Here is a 15,186-nt window from a genome sequence, read left to right as displayed (position 1 = left end):
AATAGCAGCTCCCGCTTGATCTTTGGCGTGATGCCTACGCTTCGCGGAACCGGTATCCGACTCCGTAAAGGGTTTCGATCATCTCGAAGTCGTCGTCGACGGCCTTGAACTTCTTGCGCAGCCGCTTGATGTGGCTGTCGATGGTTCGGTCGTCGACATAGACCTGTTCATCATAGGCCGAATCCATCAGCGCATCACGGCTTTTTACGACACCGGGACGCTGCGCCAGCGAATGCAGGATCAGGAACTCGGTGACGGTGAGCGTCACCGGCTCACCCTTCCAGGTGCAGGTGTGGCGCTCCTGGTCCATGACAAGCTGACCGCGCTCGAGCGAGCGGGCCTGCTGGCTGGGCGTCTTTGCCGCGGCTTCGCGGGCACTGGCGCGGCGCAACACGGCGCGCACCCGCTCGACCAGCAGACGCTGCGAGAACGGTTTGCGGATGAAATCGTCGGCGCCCATCTTGAGGCCGAACAATTCGTCGATCTCGTCATCCTTGGAGGTCAGGAAGATCACCGGCAGGTCGGACTTCTGGCGCATCCGGCGCAGCAGTTCCATACCGTCCATGCGCGGCATCTTGATGTCGAGGATGGCAAGATTCGGCGGGCGTGCCGCCAGCCCTTCCAGCGCAGACGCACCATCCGTGTAGGTCTCGACCCGATACCCCTCGGATTCGAGAGCGATCGACACCGATGTCAGAATGTTGCGGTCGTCATCGACAAGCGCGATTGTTGCCATTTCAAGCGGCTCCCTCATGAGCTGTCCCTTCTTTCGTAGAGAAGGGGCTTTTGCAGGACAAATTAGGTACAAAATGTGGCATAGGCCTTGTCCGCTGTCACGCGCGGCTTGCCGGCGGCCACAATCCTACCTCGATATGGGTTGGACGAACGAACATCGCCAATCCTTTGGGCAACCGCGAAACTTTTTGCACATATAAACGATTTAAACAACTTTCAAAATATTTAAATCGATTAATGATTTGATATCATTTGGCTTTTCTGGTTCTGACCATCTCAGCCTGCGGTGCGGGCATGCCGGAAACCTGCCGGCAAAGATGCGGCAAATCCAAGAGGGACACCTGATGTCGGAAGTCGGTAAACGCAATTCTGCCTGCGCGATCGATCATATCGGCCTGAAAACCACCGGCGTGGTGCGCTATAATTTCGGTGCGGCTGCTCTTTATGAGGACTCGATCCGGCGCGGCGAGGCCCGGTTGACCGCGCATGGCGCGCTGGTCGCCGAGACCGGCCAGCACACCGGCCGCTCGCCCAAGGACAAGTTTGTCGTCCGCGACGATGCCACCGAGCCGCATATCTGGTGGGACAAAAACAAGGCGATCTCGCCGGCCCAGTTCGACACGCTGCTTGGCGATTTCCGGGCGCACGCCGCGGACAAGGATCTCTACGTCCAGGACCTGATCGGCGGCGCCGATGAGGAGCTGAAGCTGCCCACCAGGGTGATCACCGAGTATGCCTGGCACTCGCTGTTCATCCGCAATCTGCTCATTCGTCCCGATGCCGCCGAACTCAAGCAGTTCGTGCCCGAGATGACGATCATCGACCTGCCGTCCTTCCGCGCCGACCCCGCCCGCCACGGCAGCCGCACCGAAACGGTGATCGCCGTCGACCTGACGCGCAAGATCGTGCTGATCGGCGGCACGTCCTATGCCGGCGAGATGAAGAAGTCGGTGTTCACAATGCTCAACTATCTGTTGCCGGCGAAAGGCGTGATGCCGATGCATTGCTCGGCCAATGAGGGTGCGGCCGACGACGCCGCCATCTTCTTCGGCCTGTCGGGCACCGGCAAGACGACACTCTCGGCCGATCCGTCGCGCACGCTGATCGGCGATGACGAGCACGGCTGGGGGCCGCACGGCATCTTCAATTTCGAAGGCGGCTGCTACGCCAAGACGATCAAGCTGTCGGCGGAAGCCGAGCCGGAAATCTTTGCCACCACGCAGCGCTTCGGCACCGTGCTGGAAAATGTCGTACTCGACGCCGATGGCGTGCCGGATTTCAACGACGGAAGGCTCACCGAAAACACGCGATGCGCCTACCCGCTGGATTTCATCCCCAACGCCAGCAAGACCGGACGCGCCAATCATCCAAACAACATCATCATGCTGACCGCCGACGCCTTCGGCGTGATGCCGCCGATCGCGCGGCTGACGCCGGCGCAGGCGATGTATCATTTCCTCTCCGGCTACACCGCCAAGGTGGCGGGAACCGAAAAGGGCGTGACCGAGCCGGAAGCGACGTTTTCGACCTGTTTCGGCGCGCCGTTCATGCCGCGCCATCCATCGGAATACGGCAATCTGCTGCGCGAGCTGATCGCCCACCATGGCGCCGATTGCTGGCTGGTCAACACCGGCTGGACCGGCGGTGCCTATGGCACCGGCAAGCGCATGCCGATCAAGGCGACGCGGGCCTTGCTCGCCGCCGCACTCGACGGCTCGCTGAAGACGGCCGAGTTCCGCACCGACCCTCATTTCGGTTTCGAGGTGCCGGTGGCGGTTCGGGGCGTCGACAGCGCTATTCTCGACCCGCGCTCGACCTGGGCCGACAAGGCCGCCTATGACCTGCAGGCGGCAAGACTGGTCGGCATGTTCGCCGTCAACTTCGAGAAATTCGAAAGCCATGTCGACGCCGTGGTGCTGGGTGCCGCGCCGCGCATGCAGGAGGCGGCGGAGTAATCGCGCCATCGGACTGAACTGTCGTTGAAAGGCCCGGCTTCGATCGGGCCTTTTCTTTTTTGATCCGCCGCGCCATGACTGCGGCATGGCGAGCGACGACAACATCATCATATCGGGCGATGCGGTGATCTACCCAGGCGACCTGCACGAGGACTTCGTCCGCTCGTCGGGTCCCGGCGGCCAGAACGTCAACAAGGTGGCGACGGCGGTGCAGCTGCGCTTCGACGCGGCCAACGCAACGGGTCTGTCGGAGCGCGTGCGCGAGCGGACGATCAAGCTTGCCGGCCAGCGTGCCACCAAGGACGGTGTCATCGTCATCGAAGCAGGCCGTTTCCGCACCCAGGAACAGAACCGGGCGGACGCACGGGCACGGCTTACGGCGCTGGTCGCCAAGGCCGCCGAACCGCCGCCGCCGCCGCGCAAGAAGACGCGGCCGTCGAAAGGCGCCGTGGAGCGGCGGCTGAAGAGCAAGGCCGGACGCGGCACGATCAAGAAGCTGCGCGGCCGGGTGGAGAACGATTAAGCACCACACCAGAGCATGATGCCGAAAAGTGTGAAGCGGTTTTCTCGGGCAAACGGGCACCGTTTGTCCGGGCATCATGCTCTATCTCTTGGATCTAGGCGCGCGCACAAAACGACTTCCCATTTTGAACCGCAGATGCAAGGTTCCACCATTGCCACAGCAAGGGAGACCAAAGATGGGCATGTTCGATTTCGTCAAGAGCGTCGGCAAGAAACTTGGCATCGGCGGCGACGAAGAAGCCGCACCCACGGCCGACACACTCAAGAAGGAGCTCGATTCGCACAAGCTCGGCACCGATGGCGTCGAGGTCGTCGTCAAGGGTGACACGGCGGTGCTGAAGGGCGTGGTCAAGGATCAGTCGATCTTCGAAAAGGCGGTCATCGCCGTCGGCAACACGCTCGGCGTCTCCAAGGTGCAGGCGGACGAATTGCAGGTCGCACCAGAGGCCGGCAAAACCGCAGCCCCAGCCAAGGAACCCACCTTCTACACCGTTCAGAAGGGCGACAATCTCTGGAAGATCGCCGAGAAGAGCTACGGCAAGGGCAAGGGCACCAAGAACACGGTCATCTTCGAGGCCAACAAGCCGATGCTGACCCATCCCGACAAGATCTATCCGGGCCAGGTGTTGCGCATACCAGACCTCGCCTGATCGGGGCGATTGCCAATTTGACAAGAGCGGCGGCTTTCGGGTCGCCGTTTTCATTTGATCGTGACATTTTACGGTTCCGAACCATCCGCAAGGTGACCGAATCCGTGCTCGTTCTGCCCAAAGGCGTCCGCCACATGCCGGCTTACCTGTCACGCACCGTGCAGGAAGCGCTGGTCGAAGAGGTGAGAAGCATCGTGCAGCAGGCGCCGCTGTTCGTGCCGGCCATGCCGCGCACCGGCAAGGAGATGAGCGTGCGCATGACCAATTGCGGCCCGCTCGGCTGGGTCACCGACAAGGAACGGGGTTACCGCTACCAGCCGACGCACCCGGTGACCGGAGCGCCATGGCCGCCAATCCCGGATGGGCTGCTCGACCTGTGGCGGCAGGTATCGGGCTATCCGCAGCCGCCGGAAGCGTGCCTGGTCAATTTCTATACGCCGGATGCAAAAATGGGCCTGCATCAGGATCGCGACGAGGCCGATTTTTCGGCGCCGGTCGTCTCCGTCTCGCTGGGCGACGATTGCCTGTTCAGGGTCGGCCAGACGACGCGTGACGGCGGCACCAAGTCGTTCAGGCTGAAAAGCGGCGACGTCGTGGTGCTCGGCGGCGAAGGACGGCTGTGCTTTCACGGCGTCGACCGGATCTACCCGTCGACCTCGGCGCTGTTGAAAAATGGCGGGCGGATCAATCTGACGCTGCGGCGGGTCAACCCGTGACTCTCAGTTGATCGAGGTGACTTTTCCTGAACCCTTGCGAAGGTAGACGCGAATATTCTCATCTTCGCTCAGAACTCGATAGTCATTCATGAAGCTCGAAAAATCGTCACGCTGCATGACGCGTGAAATCCAGAAAGGATCCGTTCTCTGGACGATCATCAGGTCGGGCTTCGCGGCCTTCAGCTCGCGTATCTTGGCGTCGAGAAAATTGCCCACGATCGCGTCCAAACGTGCCGCTTCGACCGTGTTGCCCTGCGCACGTGCAGTTCTCGCAAAAAGGACAGCGAGGCCGCCAAGCCAATCGCTGCAATAGGCAGATATCCATCGGCCTCCGATCGTCCGAGTGAGCGGATGGCCGCTGTCCAGGCCCGAACCGATCAAGCCGATGGTGGGATGATCGACGGCGGCGCGCAGGCTCGCAACAAAGTCTGCCTCGAGCTTCCCGCTATATTTGAAAGGCAACCAATTGACTGCAACGATGGCGGCCAGCAGCATTTTCTGGACAATGCCCAACCGCGCCGCGCCGCGTGCCGATGACCGCTCGACAGCACAGCAGGTGATCGCCGCCAGCATCAGCACCAGCGCCGGATAGGCATGATAGGCCCAACCCTTGCCCTGGTAGACCAAGGGAACAAAGCCGGCAACAGAACCGATCGCCAGCACCATGACCAGTGGCGACAGCGCCCGGCCGTTGCGCAAAAACAGAAGGAAGCAGATCGAAACAAGGTATGCTCCACCGTAGGTGGCGAGCACCGGCCCGTACTGTTTGTAGCGCAAGTAGGTGTCGGCCAGATCCGGGTAGACGTCACGCATGAACTCGGGATAAAGCCAGAGCACTGCGGCCAGATAGCTCAGGCAGACAAAGCCGACGATCCAGTATTCGATTGCAAACAGAGACCCGATGCTGCGCTGGCGCCACGCCACATAAAATGCCGGCGCTATGATCATGATCGCATAGTAGGGCTTCACCAGCACCATGGCACTGCCGGACAGACCGGCCAATGCGGCTACCCACCATTCCGGCGGCGATGATGGGTCATTCGCCGCACGCCAGGCCATGAGCACCAGCAACGGCAAGAGCAGGGCGACCCCCAGATTCTCGCGCTCGCTGAAACTGTTGCCGGGAAACAGCACGAGCAAAGCCAGAAACGCCGGTAGCAGCGTGTAGAGCCCGGAATTTTCGGGGAATCGGGCGCGATGCGCAACGAAACTGGCACACCACAGGCCGAAAATGCACAATGCATAGCTGTAGGCATAGACCAGATATTCCGGCGCCACTCCGAGCAGTTTCGCGAGATACACCGCCGGCAGGTATAGCCATACGGTGAAGGGCGGATTGGTCTCGATCACATCGATATAGAGGCGATCGCCGGCCAGCAGCCGCTCGCTGATCGTGATGTTCCAGCTCGTATCGCCATTTACGCCCCAGTGCATCTGCCAAGGGACGGCAACGGCCAGAACGGCCATCGAGAGAACAAGCGGCCAAAACCGCTCGGTCCAGCCGCTGGCGGCGCGAGCATCAGAGCCGGGACGGACCTCGATCGCGCTCATCCCGGCCAACCAATGTGAAGGAATGGCGCGTTCATTGCCTGTCGGAGCCCGCGAAGTGTCCTCGGTTCGACAGTAGGAAAGCGGGGTTAAGATGGCTTTAAGGACCCGGAAATCAAGGAACCTCCCGGGAATTCAGAGTTTCCTCAGCGCCACTTCCTCGATCAGGTGGTCGGCGCCCTTGCGCAGGATGAGGTCGGCGCGGGCCCGCGTCGGCAGGATGTTCTCGCGCAGGTTCTTCAGATTGATGTTGCTCCACAGGCCTTCGGCGATGGCGCGGGCAGAATCCTCCGAGAGCTGCGAGTAGCGGTGAAAGAAGGAGTCCGGATTGCGGAAAGCGGTCTCGCGCAGCCGCATGAAGCGGGAAATGTACCACTGATGGATCAGCTTCTCGTCGGCATCGATATAGATGGCGAAGTCGAAGAAATCCGACAGGAAGGGAACGATCTTGCCGTCCTGCGGCAGCTTGCCGGGCTGCAGGACATTGATGCCTTCGAAGATCAATATGTCGGGCCGGTCGATGGTGACGAACTCGCCGGGAATGACGTCATAGGTCAGATGCGAATAGACCGGCGCGCGGACATCGGGCAGCGCCGACTTGATGCCCGACAGGAAGCGCAGCAGCGCGCCGACGTCGTAGCTGTCTGGAAACCCCTTGCGCTCCATCAGGTTCTCGCGGCGCAGGACCTCGTTGGGCAGCAGGAAGCCGTCGGTGGTGATGAGATCGACCTTGGGGCTGGAAGGCCAGCGCGCCAGCAGCTCCTTCAGCACGCGCGCCGTCGTCGATTTGCCGACGGCGACGGAACCGGCAATGCCGATGATGAACGGGGTCTTGACCACGTCCACCGCGTTGAAGAAGGCCTGACGCTGCCGAAACAGCAGCTGGCTCGCTTCGACATGCGCGGACAAAAGCCGCGACAGCGACAGATAGATGCGCTTGACCTCTTCGAGGTCGACCGGATCGTTGAGCGAACGCAGACGGCGGAATTCGTCCGCGCTCAGCGTCAACGGCGTGTCGGCGCGGAATTGCGACCATTGCTCGGCGGAAAAGAAACGAAAGGGGGAATATTTCTCGGTTGGCGCGAGCTGATCCATCGAGATACCTGCCCTCCTCGCGGTCAGCCCTTGGGCCGTGACGCCTTCTCGGCGATGCCCGAACGCCTGGTGCGGCCTTCGAGTTCCCTGAGCACGTCGTTCAGCGAAACCCCGGAGAGGCCGAGAACGACGAGCCAATGATACATAAGATCGGCACTTTCCGAAACGAGGGCCTGTTTGTCGCCCTTGACGGCGGCAATGACCGTCTCGACCGCCTCTTCACCGAGTTTCTGCGCCGCCTTGTCGATGCCACGCGCAAACAGCTTTGCGGTCCACGAGTCCGCGTCGCCGGAATGGGCGCGTTCCCAGACGATTTTTTCCAGATCGGAGAGCGAAAACTCGGTCATGGCCGTCATCTATCTGCTTGTTTAAGCATGATCTTTTCCCGAAAACCGGTTCCCACTTTTCGGGATCATGCTTTAAGACCGATTGCCGAGGGAGTCCAGTCGCATCGGCAGCCCGGCTTGGGCCATATGCGCCTTGGCCTGCGCTATCGTGTAGGTGCCGAAATGAAAGATGGAGGCCGCCAGCACGGCGCCGGCATGACCGTCGCGAATGCCTTCGACCATGTGGTCGAGCGTGCCGACGCCGCCGGAAGCGATAACCGGCGCGCGCACCGCGTCGGCAACCGCGCGCGTCAGCGCGATGTCGTAGCCGGCCTTGGTGCCGTCACGGTCCATCGACGTCAGCAGGATCTCGCCGGCGCCGCGATCGACCATCAGCTGAGCAAATTCGACCGCGTCGATGCCGGTCTTTTCGCGTCCGCCGTGGGTGAAGATCTCCCAGCGGTCGGCTTCACCGGTGCCGGACACTTTCTTGGCATCGATGGCGACGACGATGCACTGGTTGCCGAACTTGTCGGCTGCCTCGGCGACGAAATCCGGGTTCTTCACCGCCGCCGTGTTGATCGACACCTTGTCGGCACCGGCCAGCAGCAGCTTCCTGATGTCGGCGACCTGGCGCACGCCGCCGCCGACGGTCAGCGGCATGAAGCACTGTTCGGCGGTGCGGGCAATAACGTCGAAGATGGTTTCGCGGTTGTCGGACGAAGCGGTGATGTCGAGAAAGCAGAGCTCGTCGGCACCGGCCGCGTCATAGGCCTTGGCCGCCTCGACCGGATCGCCGGCGTCGATGAGATCGACGAAGTTGACGCCCTTGACGACGCGACCGTTCTTGACGTCGAGGCAGGGGATGACACGGGCTTTCAGCATCAGCGGCCTTCTATCGTCGCGATGAGATCGTTCAGCAACTGGCCGACCAGCGGCGGAACATCGGCCTGCCCGTCGAAAGCCGGATCGTAGGCGGAGACGGTGATGCCGACGACCGGCACCGCAAGCGCCATGGCGCAAACCGCGTCGCGCAGCTGTTCCGGGCTCGGCCCGCCTGATGTGACGTAGCGGTTGGCCTGCAACTCCCGGGGATCGTGCACGTCGAGATCGAGATGCATGTGCACGCGTTTAGCGCCGGCGACCATCAGTCTTTCGGTCGCCTGGGCCACCCCGGAGCATTCCGTCCTGACGATCGGCAATGTCTCGAGAAGCTGTTTTTCCGCCGGATCGAGATCGCGCGCGTTGACGAGCACGCAGCGCGACGGATCGAGCGGCTTGAAGCCGGGAATGGCTGATGCCATCGGCCGCCAGCACAGGCCCAGCACCGTCGCCAGCGCCATGCCGTCGAGAAAGCCATATGTGGATGTCTCGGGCGTATTGAGGTCGCCATGCTGATCGGCCCAGATGATCGCATCGGCGCCCTCACCGGCGATCGCACCGGCGCTGGTCAGGCAATTTCCGGCAAGGACGATGGGAAAGCGGCCATTATCGCGAGCAAGGCGAACCTCGGCCGCAACCGCGTTGCAGACGGCAAAACCGGTGGCGATCTCGCGCTCCTGGATGTCTCCGACCTTGCCTATGTCCTCGACCGCGACGTCATGGCCGGCCATCGTCAGGGCGTCGACGAGACCGCCTGATATCAGCGCGTCCGGGCCCTGGCCCATGCCGCCATGATAGTGGCCGCTGTCGTAGGAGGCGAGGATGATGGAGATGTTCACGGTCGCGTCTCCACCGACGGCCTGCCTTGCAGGATCGCCAGAGCCTCCGCCGGATCGATACGGCCGTCATAGAGCGCGCGGCCGGAGATCGCGCCTTCGAGCTTTTGTGCGTCGGGCATGGTCATGCGCACGATGTCGGCGATCGAAGCGAGGCCGCCCGACGCGATGACCGGGATCGACACGGCGTCGGCAAGGTCGATGGTGGCGTCCCAGTTGATGCCGGTCAGCACCCCGTCGCGGTCGATGTCGGTGTAGATGATGGCGGCGACGCCCGCGCCCTCGAATTTCTTCGCCAGTTCGATGACGCCGAGGCTCGACGCCTCGGCCCAGCCCTCGACGGCCACCTTGCCGCCCTTGGCATCTATGCCGACGGCCACCTTGCCCGGGAAGGCCTTGCAGGCCTGCTTGACCAGGTCGGGATCGCGCACCGCCACCGTGCCGAGGATGACGCGGGCCAGCCCGCGATCAAGCCAGTCCTCGATCTGCGCCAGCGTGCGGATGCCGCCGCCGAGCTGCACCGGGTTTTTCGTCGCCTTGAGGATGGCGCCGACCGCCGCACTGTTGACGCTCTGGCCCTGGAAGGCGCCGTTGAGGTCGACGACATGCAGCCATTCGAAGCCCTGTTGCTCGAAGGCTTTGGCCTGGGCCGCCGGGTCGTCATTGTAGATGGTGGCGGTGGCCATGTCGCCGTGCTTGAGGCGCACGCATTGGCCGTCCTTGAGGTCGATGGCGGGGAAAAGGATCATCCGTTCAGGCGCCTTCAACGATGACGAAATGGCCTGATGAGGCGGCAAGCCGGAATTTCGAGGCATGCTGATATTCCGGCGAATAATAGCATTCCACCGCCTTGTCGTAGGATTCGAACTCCACCAGGACATGGCGATTGCCGGTTGGTCCTTCGGGATTCTCATAGCGACCGGCGCGCACGGGGAATTTCGCACCGAATTTCGCAAAGGCCACGGCATTCGCCTCGATGTACTGCTTGTAAACCTCCGGATCGCGGACATCGATCATCGCCATCCAGTAGCCCTTCTTGCTCATGGTTTTCAGGGCCTCCAGCGCAGGAAATTGGTGATCAGGGCAAGGCCCAGCGCCTGGCTCTTTTCAGGGTGGAATTGCGTGCCGACGAGATTGTCGCGGGCGACGGTGGCCGTCACCGGGCCGCCATAGTCGGCAAACGCCAGCACCTCGTCGGGCTTGCTCGCATCGAGATGGTAAGAATGGACGAAATAGGCGTGCAGCCCGCCCGCGCCAGTCGGTATGCCGGCAAACAGCGGATGCTGGCGTTTGAGCTCGATCGTGTTCCAGCCGATCTGCGGGATTTTCAGCGCCGGATCGGCGGGCGTGATCTCCTTGACGTCGCCTGATATCCAGCCGAAGCCGTTGGTAATTGTCTTTTCCAGGCCGCGCTCGGACATCAGCTGCATGCCGACGCAGATGCCGAGGAAGGGCCGGCCTTTACGAACAGCGACTTCCTCGACCGCTTCCCACATGCCTTCGACGGCATGCAAGCCGGCCGCGCAGTCGGCATAGGCGCCGACGCCGGGCAGGACGATGCGGTCGGCGGTGTGGACCCGGTCGGCATCTGATGTCAGGTCGATTTCCGCCGATATGCCGGCTTCACGCGCGGCGCGCTCGAAGGCCTTGGTGGCCGAGCGCAGATTGCCCGAGCCGTAGTCGATGATCGCAACCCGCATGTCAGCTTCTTCCCGGGATGTGGGTCAGCCCCAGCGCAATGCCCGGCTGCGCGGGCCGCGCCAGGGCAGGGTCCGGAACCATGCGTTGCACCGGTGCGGCCTCATCGGCAAGCGCTTCCGCCTCCAGCGCATAGTGTATATCGGCCTCATCAAGCCTGCCGGCCTGAACCACGCCCCATTCGTGCCAGCCGCGTCGGCGAAGTGCCGCGATGCGCAGGCCCTGCCCTTCCAGTCCGACATAGAGCGAAACCAGCAGCGACAGCAGCGAGCCGGCCAGCCCAAGGCCGAGCTTTTGGCCAAGCATCGAAAGCAGGCCCATGATGACGAAGGTGAGTGCTGCTTCGATCCACAGCCGATGCCAGGCGAACCATAGTGGCGGCACCAGAAAACCCAGCCAGGCGAAGCCATCGCGGACAAAGGCCGTTGCATCGACCTTCTCACTGCGGCCGGGCGGTTCCATCACGACATAGATGGCCATAACCTTACCCCTTCAACGACCCCTTGGTGGAAGGAACCGCGTCCGGCTGGCGCGGATCGCGTTCGAGAGCAGCGCGCAGCGCACGCGCCACTGCCTTGAAGCAGGTTTCGGCGATATGGTGGTTGTTGGCGCCATAATGATTGGTGACATGCAGAGTGATGCCGGCATTCTGTGCCAGCGCCTGGAAGAACTCGCGCACCAGTTCGGTGTCGAACGTGCCGATCTTCGGCGACGAGAAGGAAACGTTCCAAACCAGGAACGGACGGCCGGAAACGTCGATCGCCGCGCGCGTCAGCGTCTCGTCCATGGCAAGGTCGATCGAGGCATAGCGCATGATGCCGCGCCGCTCGCCGAGCGCCTTGGCCAGCGCCTGGCCGAGCGCGATGCCGGTGTCCTCGACCGTGTGGTGATCGTCGATGTGCAGATCGCCCGTGGCCCTGACCGTCATGTCGATCAGCGAATGGCGCGACAGCTGGTCCAGCATATGGTCGAAGAAACCGACCCCTGTCGCGATGTCTGACGTGCCTGAGCCGTCGACATGGACCGATACCGCGATATCGGTTTCCTTGGTCTTGCGGCTGACTTCGGCGGAACGGGGCGACATGACCTTGTCCTTGTCCCAGGGTTTCATGCGATCCAAGCCTGCACCGGCTTGAAAACGAGAGCCTTCTAGCAGCATGATCCGGCGATTGCCAGTTGCCATCCCGGTCGCTATCGAGCGGTTTGCAATCACCGGGCCCATGCATACATATGGCCGATCAAATCACTCGTACCGCGCCAATCGCCTTTTTGGGATAGCGCTGCTCGGAGCCAGGAAATGTCCAATGAACTGACCATGCACGCCACGACCATCGTGACGGTGCGCAAGGGCAACAAGGTGGTGATCGCCGGCGACGGCCAGGTCAGCCTTGGCCAGACCATCATGAAGGGCAACGCCAAAAAGGTCCGCCGCATCGGCAAGGGCGGCAATGTGATCGCCGGTTTCGCCGGCGCGACGGCCGACGCCTTCACGCTTCTGGAGCGGCTCGAAGCCAAGCTCGAACAATATCCCGACCAGCTGACGCGCGCCTGCGTCGAGCTCGCCAAGGACTGGCGAACCGACCGCTATCTGCGCCGGCTGGAAGCGATGATGTTGGTGGCCGACAAGTCGGTTTCGCTGGCGCTGACCGGCACCGGCGACGTGCTCGAACCCGAATTTGGCGTCATGGCCATCGGTTCGGGCGGCAATTTTGCGCTGGCGGCGGCACGCGCGCTGATGGACAGCGACAAGGATGCCGAGGAGATTGCCCGCAAGGCGATGCAGATCGCGTCCGACATCTGCGTCTACACCAACAACAGCTTCGTCGTCGAAACGCTCGATGTCGCCTGAGCAGGCCGACCATGATCCCGAAAAGTGGAAACCGGTTTTCGGGAAAGATCATGGTCCAACAAGAAGATAGCTATGATTTTCGGCCGGTGACCGAGAAAGACCTGCCGATGATCGCCGGCTGGCTCGCCGAGCCGCATGTCGCCGAGTGGTGGGACGATCCCGAGATCGAGATCGCGCAGATCCGCGAGCACGTCGACTCGATTTCCGTCGAGCCGCTGATTATCGAACTCGACGGCAAGCCGATCGGTTATCTGCAGACTTATGATCCGCATCTGGAAGACGACCATCCCTATGCCGACCAGCCGTTCGGCACGCTCGGCATCGATCTGTCGATCGGCGTGCCGGAGCTTGTCGGGCTCGGCCATGGCTCGGCAATCGTGCGTCAGTTCGTCGAACAGCTTTTCGAGGAAGGCGTGCCGCGCGTCATCATCGACCCGGATCCGAACAATGCACCAGCGATCCGCGCTTATGAGAAAGCCGGCTTTGCCGCCTTTGACACCAGAACAACGGAATACGGGCCGACCTTGATGATGGCGCGCGACGCGCCACAGGAGCCCAATTGATCAGCGCCGAAACACTCGACAAGGCAGTCGCGAAAGGTTTGATCTCGCAGACCCTGAGGGATCAGCTGGAGGTCATGGAACGCGCGGTCGCTCTCGTCCCCGAGGCCAGGCGCGCCGATGATGAGGGCGACGAGGAAAACCTGCGGCTGGTCGGCGGCGGCAACGATCTGTTCGTCACCGTGGGAACCGTTCTGCTCAGCGCCGGCTTCTTCTTTGTCCTCACCACCTTGCTTCCAGGCCAAACATTCTGGATCGCTGGCATCCTCGCGGTTTTCACCTGGGGGCTCGCCGAAATTGTCACGCGTCAGCACCGGATGAAATTATCGTCGTCCGTGCTTGCCCTGATTTTCATGGCCGCCATTCTGGTCGCTCTGGCGCTACAAGTGGAGGCCAGCTTCGGCATACGCAAGCCGGAGACTATCTGGCAGCTATTGGCGTTGCGCCAGACGGCGTCCCGGGCCGGATATCTGTTCCTGGGCGGAGGAATAATTGCGGCGGCGATCTATTTCTGGCGCTTTCGCGTCCCCATCATTGCCGGGGCTATCGCCATCGCCTTCACACTGCTTGCCTTCCTGCAAACGGCGATAATCCTGTATGACAGTGTGACAACGGGCGCGATTGCGCCGCCACGCCTCGAGGATGTTCCCGAATTGCTCCGCGCCGCACTCTACATGCCGCTGATCTGCGGCCTGATCGTGTTCGCAACGGGTGTAGCTTTTGACATTTACGACAGGGACCGACGCAAGATCTGGTCCGATTGCGCTTTCTGGCTGCATGTCGTTTCGGCGCCCATGCTGGTGCATCCGCTCTTTATCATGGCAACCGGCCAGAACGTCGTATTCGGACATATCGAGCCGGATGCCAATGCAACCATCATGCTGACGATTCTGATCCTTGGCTTCCTCTATGTTGCGCTTGCCATAGACCGCCGTTCGCTTCTGGTTCCTACATTGGCTTACTTCGGGTCGCTGGGTATCTATTATCTGGTGAATTCCGCCTCCGATTCGACGGGTATCCCGCCTTTTGCCTTGATCCTGGTCGTTGTCGGCGCGCTGATTATTCTGTTCGGGGCTGGCTGGCAGCGTATCCGGCGGATTGTCGTCAAACCCACTTTGCCGGCGGCCGTGATCCGCCGGCTACCGCCGCTGAAGGCGTGACGGGCTTTGTGATGGTCGAGACGGCGACGGGGAAGAGGGGGAATGACGTGATGACAACACCGGTCAAGGCCAACAGCTATTCAGCCTATGAAGACAGCTGGCGGATGGGGCTTCTGCTCGTCCTCGCTCTGATCATCTTCCAAGCGGGGGCGCTCTACGGCATGGGCCGGACGCCGATCTGCACCTGCGGCTACGTCAAGCTCTGGCACGGCGTCGTGCAAAGTTCGGAGAATTCCCAGCATATTTCGGACTGGTATACGTTCTCGCACCTCATCCACGGCTTCCTGTTTTACGCCTTGGCAAGGTTCCTGTTCCCGCGCTCGCCGGTCGGCTTGAGGCTGGCCTTCGCGGTTCTGATCGAAGGCGGTTGGGAGCTGCTCGAAAACAGCCCGTTCATCATCGAGCGCTATCGCGCCGGCACCATCTCGCTCGACTATTACGGCGACAGCATCATCAATTCGGTGTCGGACACACTGGCCATGGTGCTGGGATTTGTGATGGCGCGAAAGCTACCTATATGGGTGATCGTCAGCCTCGCCATCCTCTTCGAACTCGGTACCGGCTATCTCATCCGGGACAATCTGACACTCAACGTGATCATGCTGCTGCATCCGTTCGAGGCCATCAAGCAGTGGCAAAGTGGAATTTAGTGAC

At 61.8% G+C, this 15,186-nt stretch carries 19 protein-coding genes; 8 read left to right on the top strand and 11 right to left on the bottom strand.

The window, feature by feature from the left end; genetic code table 11:
* Positions 1 to 34 precede the first annotated feature (34 nt).
* Positions 35 to 736 carry a response regulator transcription factor gene (locus ACFOJ9_RS35390; RefSeq protein ID WP_013528337.1) on the bottom strand — a complete coding sequence of 234 codons (702 nt, stop codon included), beginning with the start codon at positions 734 to 736 and terminating at the stop codon, positions 35 to 37.
* A 343-nt stretch (positions 737 to 1,079) separates the two neighbouring features.
* Between ACFOJ9_RS35390 and ACFOJ9_RS35385 the strand changes: the two genes are divergently transcribed.
* From ACFOJ9_RS35385 to ACFOJ9_RS35370, 4 genes are all read left to right on the top strand, one after another.
* Entirely contained in the window at positions 1,080 to 2,690 is a 1,611-nt protein-coding gene (locus ACFOJ9_RS35385) for a phosphoenolpyruvate carboxykinase (protein ID WP_378986284.1), read from the top strand.
* Between the two features lie 85 nt (positions 2,691 to 2,775).
* Positions 2,776 to 3,213 (top strand): alternative ribosome rescue aminoacyl-tRNA hydrolase ArfB, encoded by a 438-nt coding sequence (gene arfB, locus ACFOJ9_RS35380; protein ID WP_378986282.1) that lies wholly within the window; start codon positions 2,776 to 2,778, stop codon positions 3,211 to 3,213.
* A gap of 175 nt (positions 3,214 to 3,388) precedes the next feature.
* A complete protein-coding gene (gene lysM, locus ACFOJ9_RS35375; protein WP_378986280.1) occupies positions 3,389 to 3,862 on the top strand; it encodes a peptidoglycan-binding protein LysM in 474 nt (157 codons plus the stop codon).
* Between the two features lie 104 nt (positions 3,863 to 3,966).
* Entirely contained in the window at positions 3,967 to 4,578 is a 612-nt protein-coding gene (locus ACFOJ9_RS35370) for an alpha-ketoglutarate-dependent dioxygenase AlkB family protein (protein WP_378986278.1), read from the top strand.
* Between the two features lie 3 nt (positions 4,579 to 4,581).
* Here the strand turns inward: ACFOJ9_RS35370 and ACFOJ9_RS35365 are convergent, their stop codons facing one another.
* The 10 genes from ACFOJ9_RS35365 to hisB form a co-directional block, all read right to left on the bottom strand.
* Positions 4,582 to 6,129, bottom strand: a complete 1,548-nt coding sequence (locus ACFOJ9_RS35365; protein ID WP_378986276.1) for a hypothetical protein — start codon at positions 6,127 to 6,129, stop codon at positions 4,582 to 4,584.
* 132 nt (positions 6,130 to 6,261) lie between these two features.
* Entirely contained in the window at positions 6,262 to 7,221 is a 960-nt protein-coding gene (coaA, locus tag ACFOJ9_RS35360) for a type I pantothenate kinase (RefSeq protein WP_378986274.1), read from the bottom strand.
* Positions 7,222 to 7,244: 23 nt separating this feature from the next.
* Positions 7,245 to 7,568, bottom strand: a complete 324-nt coding sequence (locus ACFOJ9_RS35355; RefSeq protein ID WP_378986272.1) for a phosphoribosyl-ATP diphosphatase — start codon at positions 7,566 to 7,568, stop codon at positions 7,245 to 7,247.
* Between the two features lie 72 nt (positions 7,569 to 7,640).
* Positions 7,641 to 8,435: an imidazole glycerol phosphate synthase subunit HisF gene (gene hisF, locus ACFOJ9_RS35350; RefSeq protein WP_378988275.1), complete on the bottom strand. Its 795-nt coding sequence runs from the start codon at positions 8,433 to 8,435 to the stop codon at positions 7,641 to 7,643.
* Positions 8,432 to 9,268, bottom strand: a complete 837-nt coding sequence (locus ACFOJ9_RS35345) for an arginase family protein (protein WP_378986270.1) — start codon at positions 9,266 to 9,268, stop codon at positions 8,432 to 8,434. The genes hisF and ACFOJ9_RS35345 overlap by 4 nt, the downstream gene beginning before the upstream one ends.
* Positions 9,265 to 10,014, bottom strand: a complete 750-nt coding sequence (gene hisA / locus ACFOJ9_RS35340; protein ID WP_378986268.1) for a 1-(5-phosphoribosyl)-5-[(5-phosphoribosylamino)methylideneamino]imidazole-4-carboxamide isomerase — start codon at positions 10,012 to 10,014, stop codon at positions 9,265 to 9,267. The genes ACFOJ9_RS35345 and hisA overlap by 4 nt, the downstream gene beginning before the upstream one ends.
* A gap of 4 nt (positions 10,015 to 10,018) precedes the next feature.
* The gene (locus ACFOJ9_RS35335) at positions 10,019 to 10,309 is read right to left on the bottom strand and encodes a DUF1330 domain-containing protein (protein WP_127414701.1); all 291 of its coding nucleotides are present in this window, start codon (positions 10,307 to 10,309) and stop codon (positions 10,019 to 10,021) included.
* A gap of 5 nt (positions 10,310 to 10,314) precedes the next feature.
* Positions 10,315 to 10,965: an imidazole glycerol phosphate synthase subunit HisH gene (gene hisH / locus ACFOJ9_RS35330; protein WP_378986266.1), complete on the bottom strand. Its 651-nt coding sequence runs from the start codon at positions 10,963 to 10,965 to the stop codon at positions 10,315 to 10,317.
* A 1-nt stretch (position 10,966) separates the two neighbouring features.
* The gene (locus ACFOJ9_RS35325) at positions 10,967 to 11,443 is read right to left on the bottom strand and encodes a DUF2628 domain-containing protein (protein ID WP_378986264.1); all 477 of its coding nucleotides are present in this window, start codon (positions 11,441 to 11,443) and stop codon (positions 10,967 to 10,969) included.
* A 4-nt stretch (positions 11,444 to 11,447) separates the two neighbouring features.
* On the bottom strand, positions 11,448 to 12,047 hold the full coding sequence (gene hisB / locus ACFOJ9_RS35320; RefSeq protein ID WP_378988272.1) for an imidazoleglycerol-phosphate dehydratase HisB: 600 nt from the start codon (positions 12,045 to 12,047) through the stop codon (positions 11,448 to 11,450).
* Positions 12,048 to 12,260: 213 nt separating this feature from the next.
* Between hisB and hslV the strand changes: the two genes are divergently transcribed.
* The 4 genes from hslV to ACFOJ9_RS35300 are packed head-to-tail and all read left to right on the top strand — an operon-like array spanning position 12,261 to position 15,182.
* Positions 12,261 to 12,812 carry an ATP-dependent protease subunit HslV gene (gene hslV, locus ACFOJ9_RS35315; RefSeq protein WP_378986262.1) on the top strand — a complete coding sequence of 184 codons (552 nt, stop codon included), beginning with the start codon at positions 12,261 to 12,263 and terminating at the stop codon, positions 12,810 to 12,812.
* Positions 12,813 to 12,862: 50 nt separating this feature from the next.
* Positions 12,863 to 13,375, top strand: coding sequence for a GNAT family N-acetyltransferase (locus ACFOJ9_RS35310; RefSeq protein WP_378986260.1), 513 nt, complete (start codon positions 12,863 to 12,865; stop codon positions 13,373 to 13,375).
* The gene (locus ACFOJ9_RS35305; protein WP_378986258.1) at positions 13,372 to 14,532 is read left to right on the top strand and encodes a hypothetical protein; all 1,161 of its coding nucleotides are present in this window, start codon (positions 13,372 to 13,374) and stop codon (positions 14,530 to 14,532) included. Before ACFOJ9_RS35310 ends, ACFOJ9_RS35305 begins: the two co-directional genes overlap by 4 nt.
* 50 nt (positions 14,533 to 14,582) lie before the next feature.
* Positions 14,583 to 15,182 (top strand): DUF2585 domain-containing protein, encoded by a 600-nt coding sequence (locus ACFOJ9_RS35300; RefSeq protein ID WP_378986256.1) that lies wholly within the window; start codon positions 14,583 to 14,585, stop codon positions 15,180 to 15,182.
* Positions 15,183 to 15,186: the final 4 nt, after the last annotated feature.

The organism is Mesorhizobium cantuariense (assembly GCF_042647205.1).
In the GTDB taxonomy this organism is placed as follows: Bacteria; Pseudomonadota; Alphaproteobacteria; order Rhizobiales; family Rhizobiaceae; genus Mesorhizobium; species Mesorhizobium cantuariense.
Note: the sequence above shows the minus strand (reverse complement) of the source record. Positions and strands in the feature narration are given on the sequence as shown.

Coding starts and splice junctions, on each gene's coding strand:
- ACFOJ9_RS35390 (WP_013528337.1), bottom strand. CDS start 736: ATGGCAACAATCGCGCTTGTCGATGACGACCGCAACATTCTGACATCG.
- ACFOJ9_RS35385 (WP_378986284.1), top strand. CDS start 1,080: ATGTCGGAAGTCGGTAAACGCAATTCTGCCTGCGCGATCGATCATATC.
- arfB (WP_378986282.1), top strand. CDS start 2,776: ATGGCGAGCGACGACAACATCATCATATCGGGCGATGCGGTGATCTAC.
- lysM (WP_378986280.1), top strand. CDS start 3,389: ATGGGCATGTTCGATTTCGTCAAGAGCGTCGGCAAGAAACTTGGCATC.
- ACFOJ9_RS35365 (WP_378986276.1), bottom strand. CDS start 6,129: ATGAGCGCGATCGAGGTCCGTCCCGGCTCTGATGCTCGCGCCGCCAGC.
- coaA (WP_378986274.1), bottom strand. CDS start 7,221: ATGGATCAGCTCGCGCCAACCGAGAAATATTCCCCCTTTCGTTTCTTT.
- ACFOJ9_RS35355 (WP_378986272.1), bottom strand. CDS start 7,568: ATGACCGAGTTTTCGCTCTCCGATCTGGAAAAAATCGTCTGGGAACGC.
- hisA (WP_378986268.1), bottom strand. CDS start 10,014: ATGATCCTTTTCCCCGCCATCGACCTCAAGGACGGCCAATGCGTGCGC.
- ACFOJ9_RS35335 (WP_127414701.1), bottom strand. CDS start 10,309: ATGAGCAAGAAGGGCTACTGGATGGCGATGATCGATGTCCGCGATCCG.
- hisH (WP_378986266.1), bottom strand. CDS start 10,965: ATGCGGGTTGCGATCATCGACTACGGCTCGGGCAATCTGCGCTCGGCC.
- ACFOJ9_RS35325 (WP_378986264.1), bottom strand. CDS start 11,443: ATGGCCATCTATGTCGTGATGGAACCGCCCGGCCGCAGTGAGAAGGTC.
- hisB (WP_378988272.1), bottom strand. CDS start 12,047: ATGTCGCCCCGTTCCGCCGAAGTCAGCCGCAAGACCAAGGAAACCGAT.
- hslV (WP_378986262.1), top strand. CDS start 12,261: ATGTCCAATGAACTGACCATGCACGCCACGACCATCGTGACGGTGCGC.
- ACFOJ9_RS35310 (WP_378986260.1), top strand. CDS start 12,863: ATGGTCCAACAAGAAGATAGCTATGATTTTCGGCCGGTGACCGAGAAA.
- ACFOJ9_RS35300 (WP_378986256.1), top strand. CDS start 14,583: ATGACAACACCGGTCAAGGCCAACAGCTATTCAGCCTATGAAGACAGC.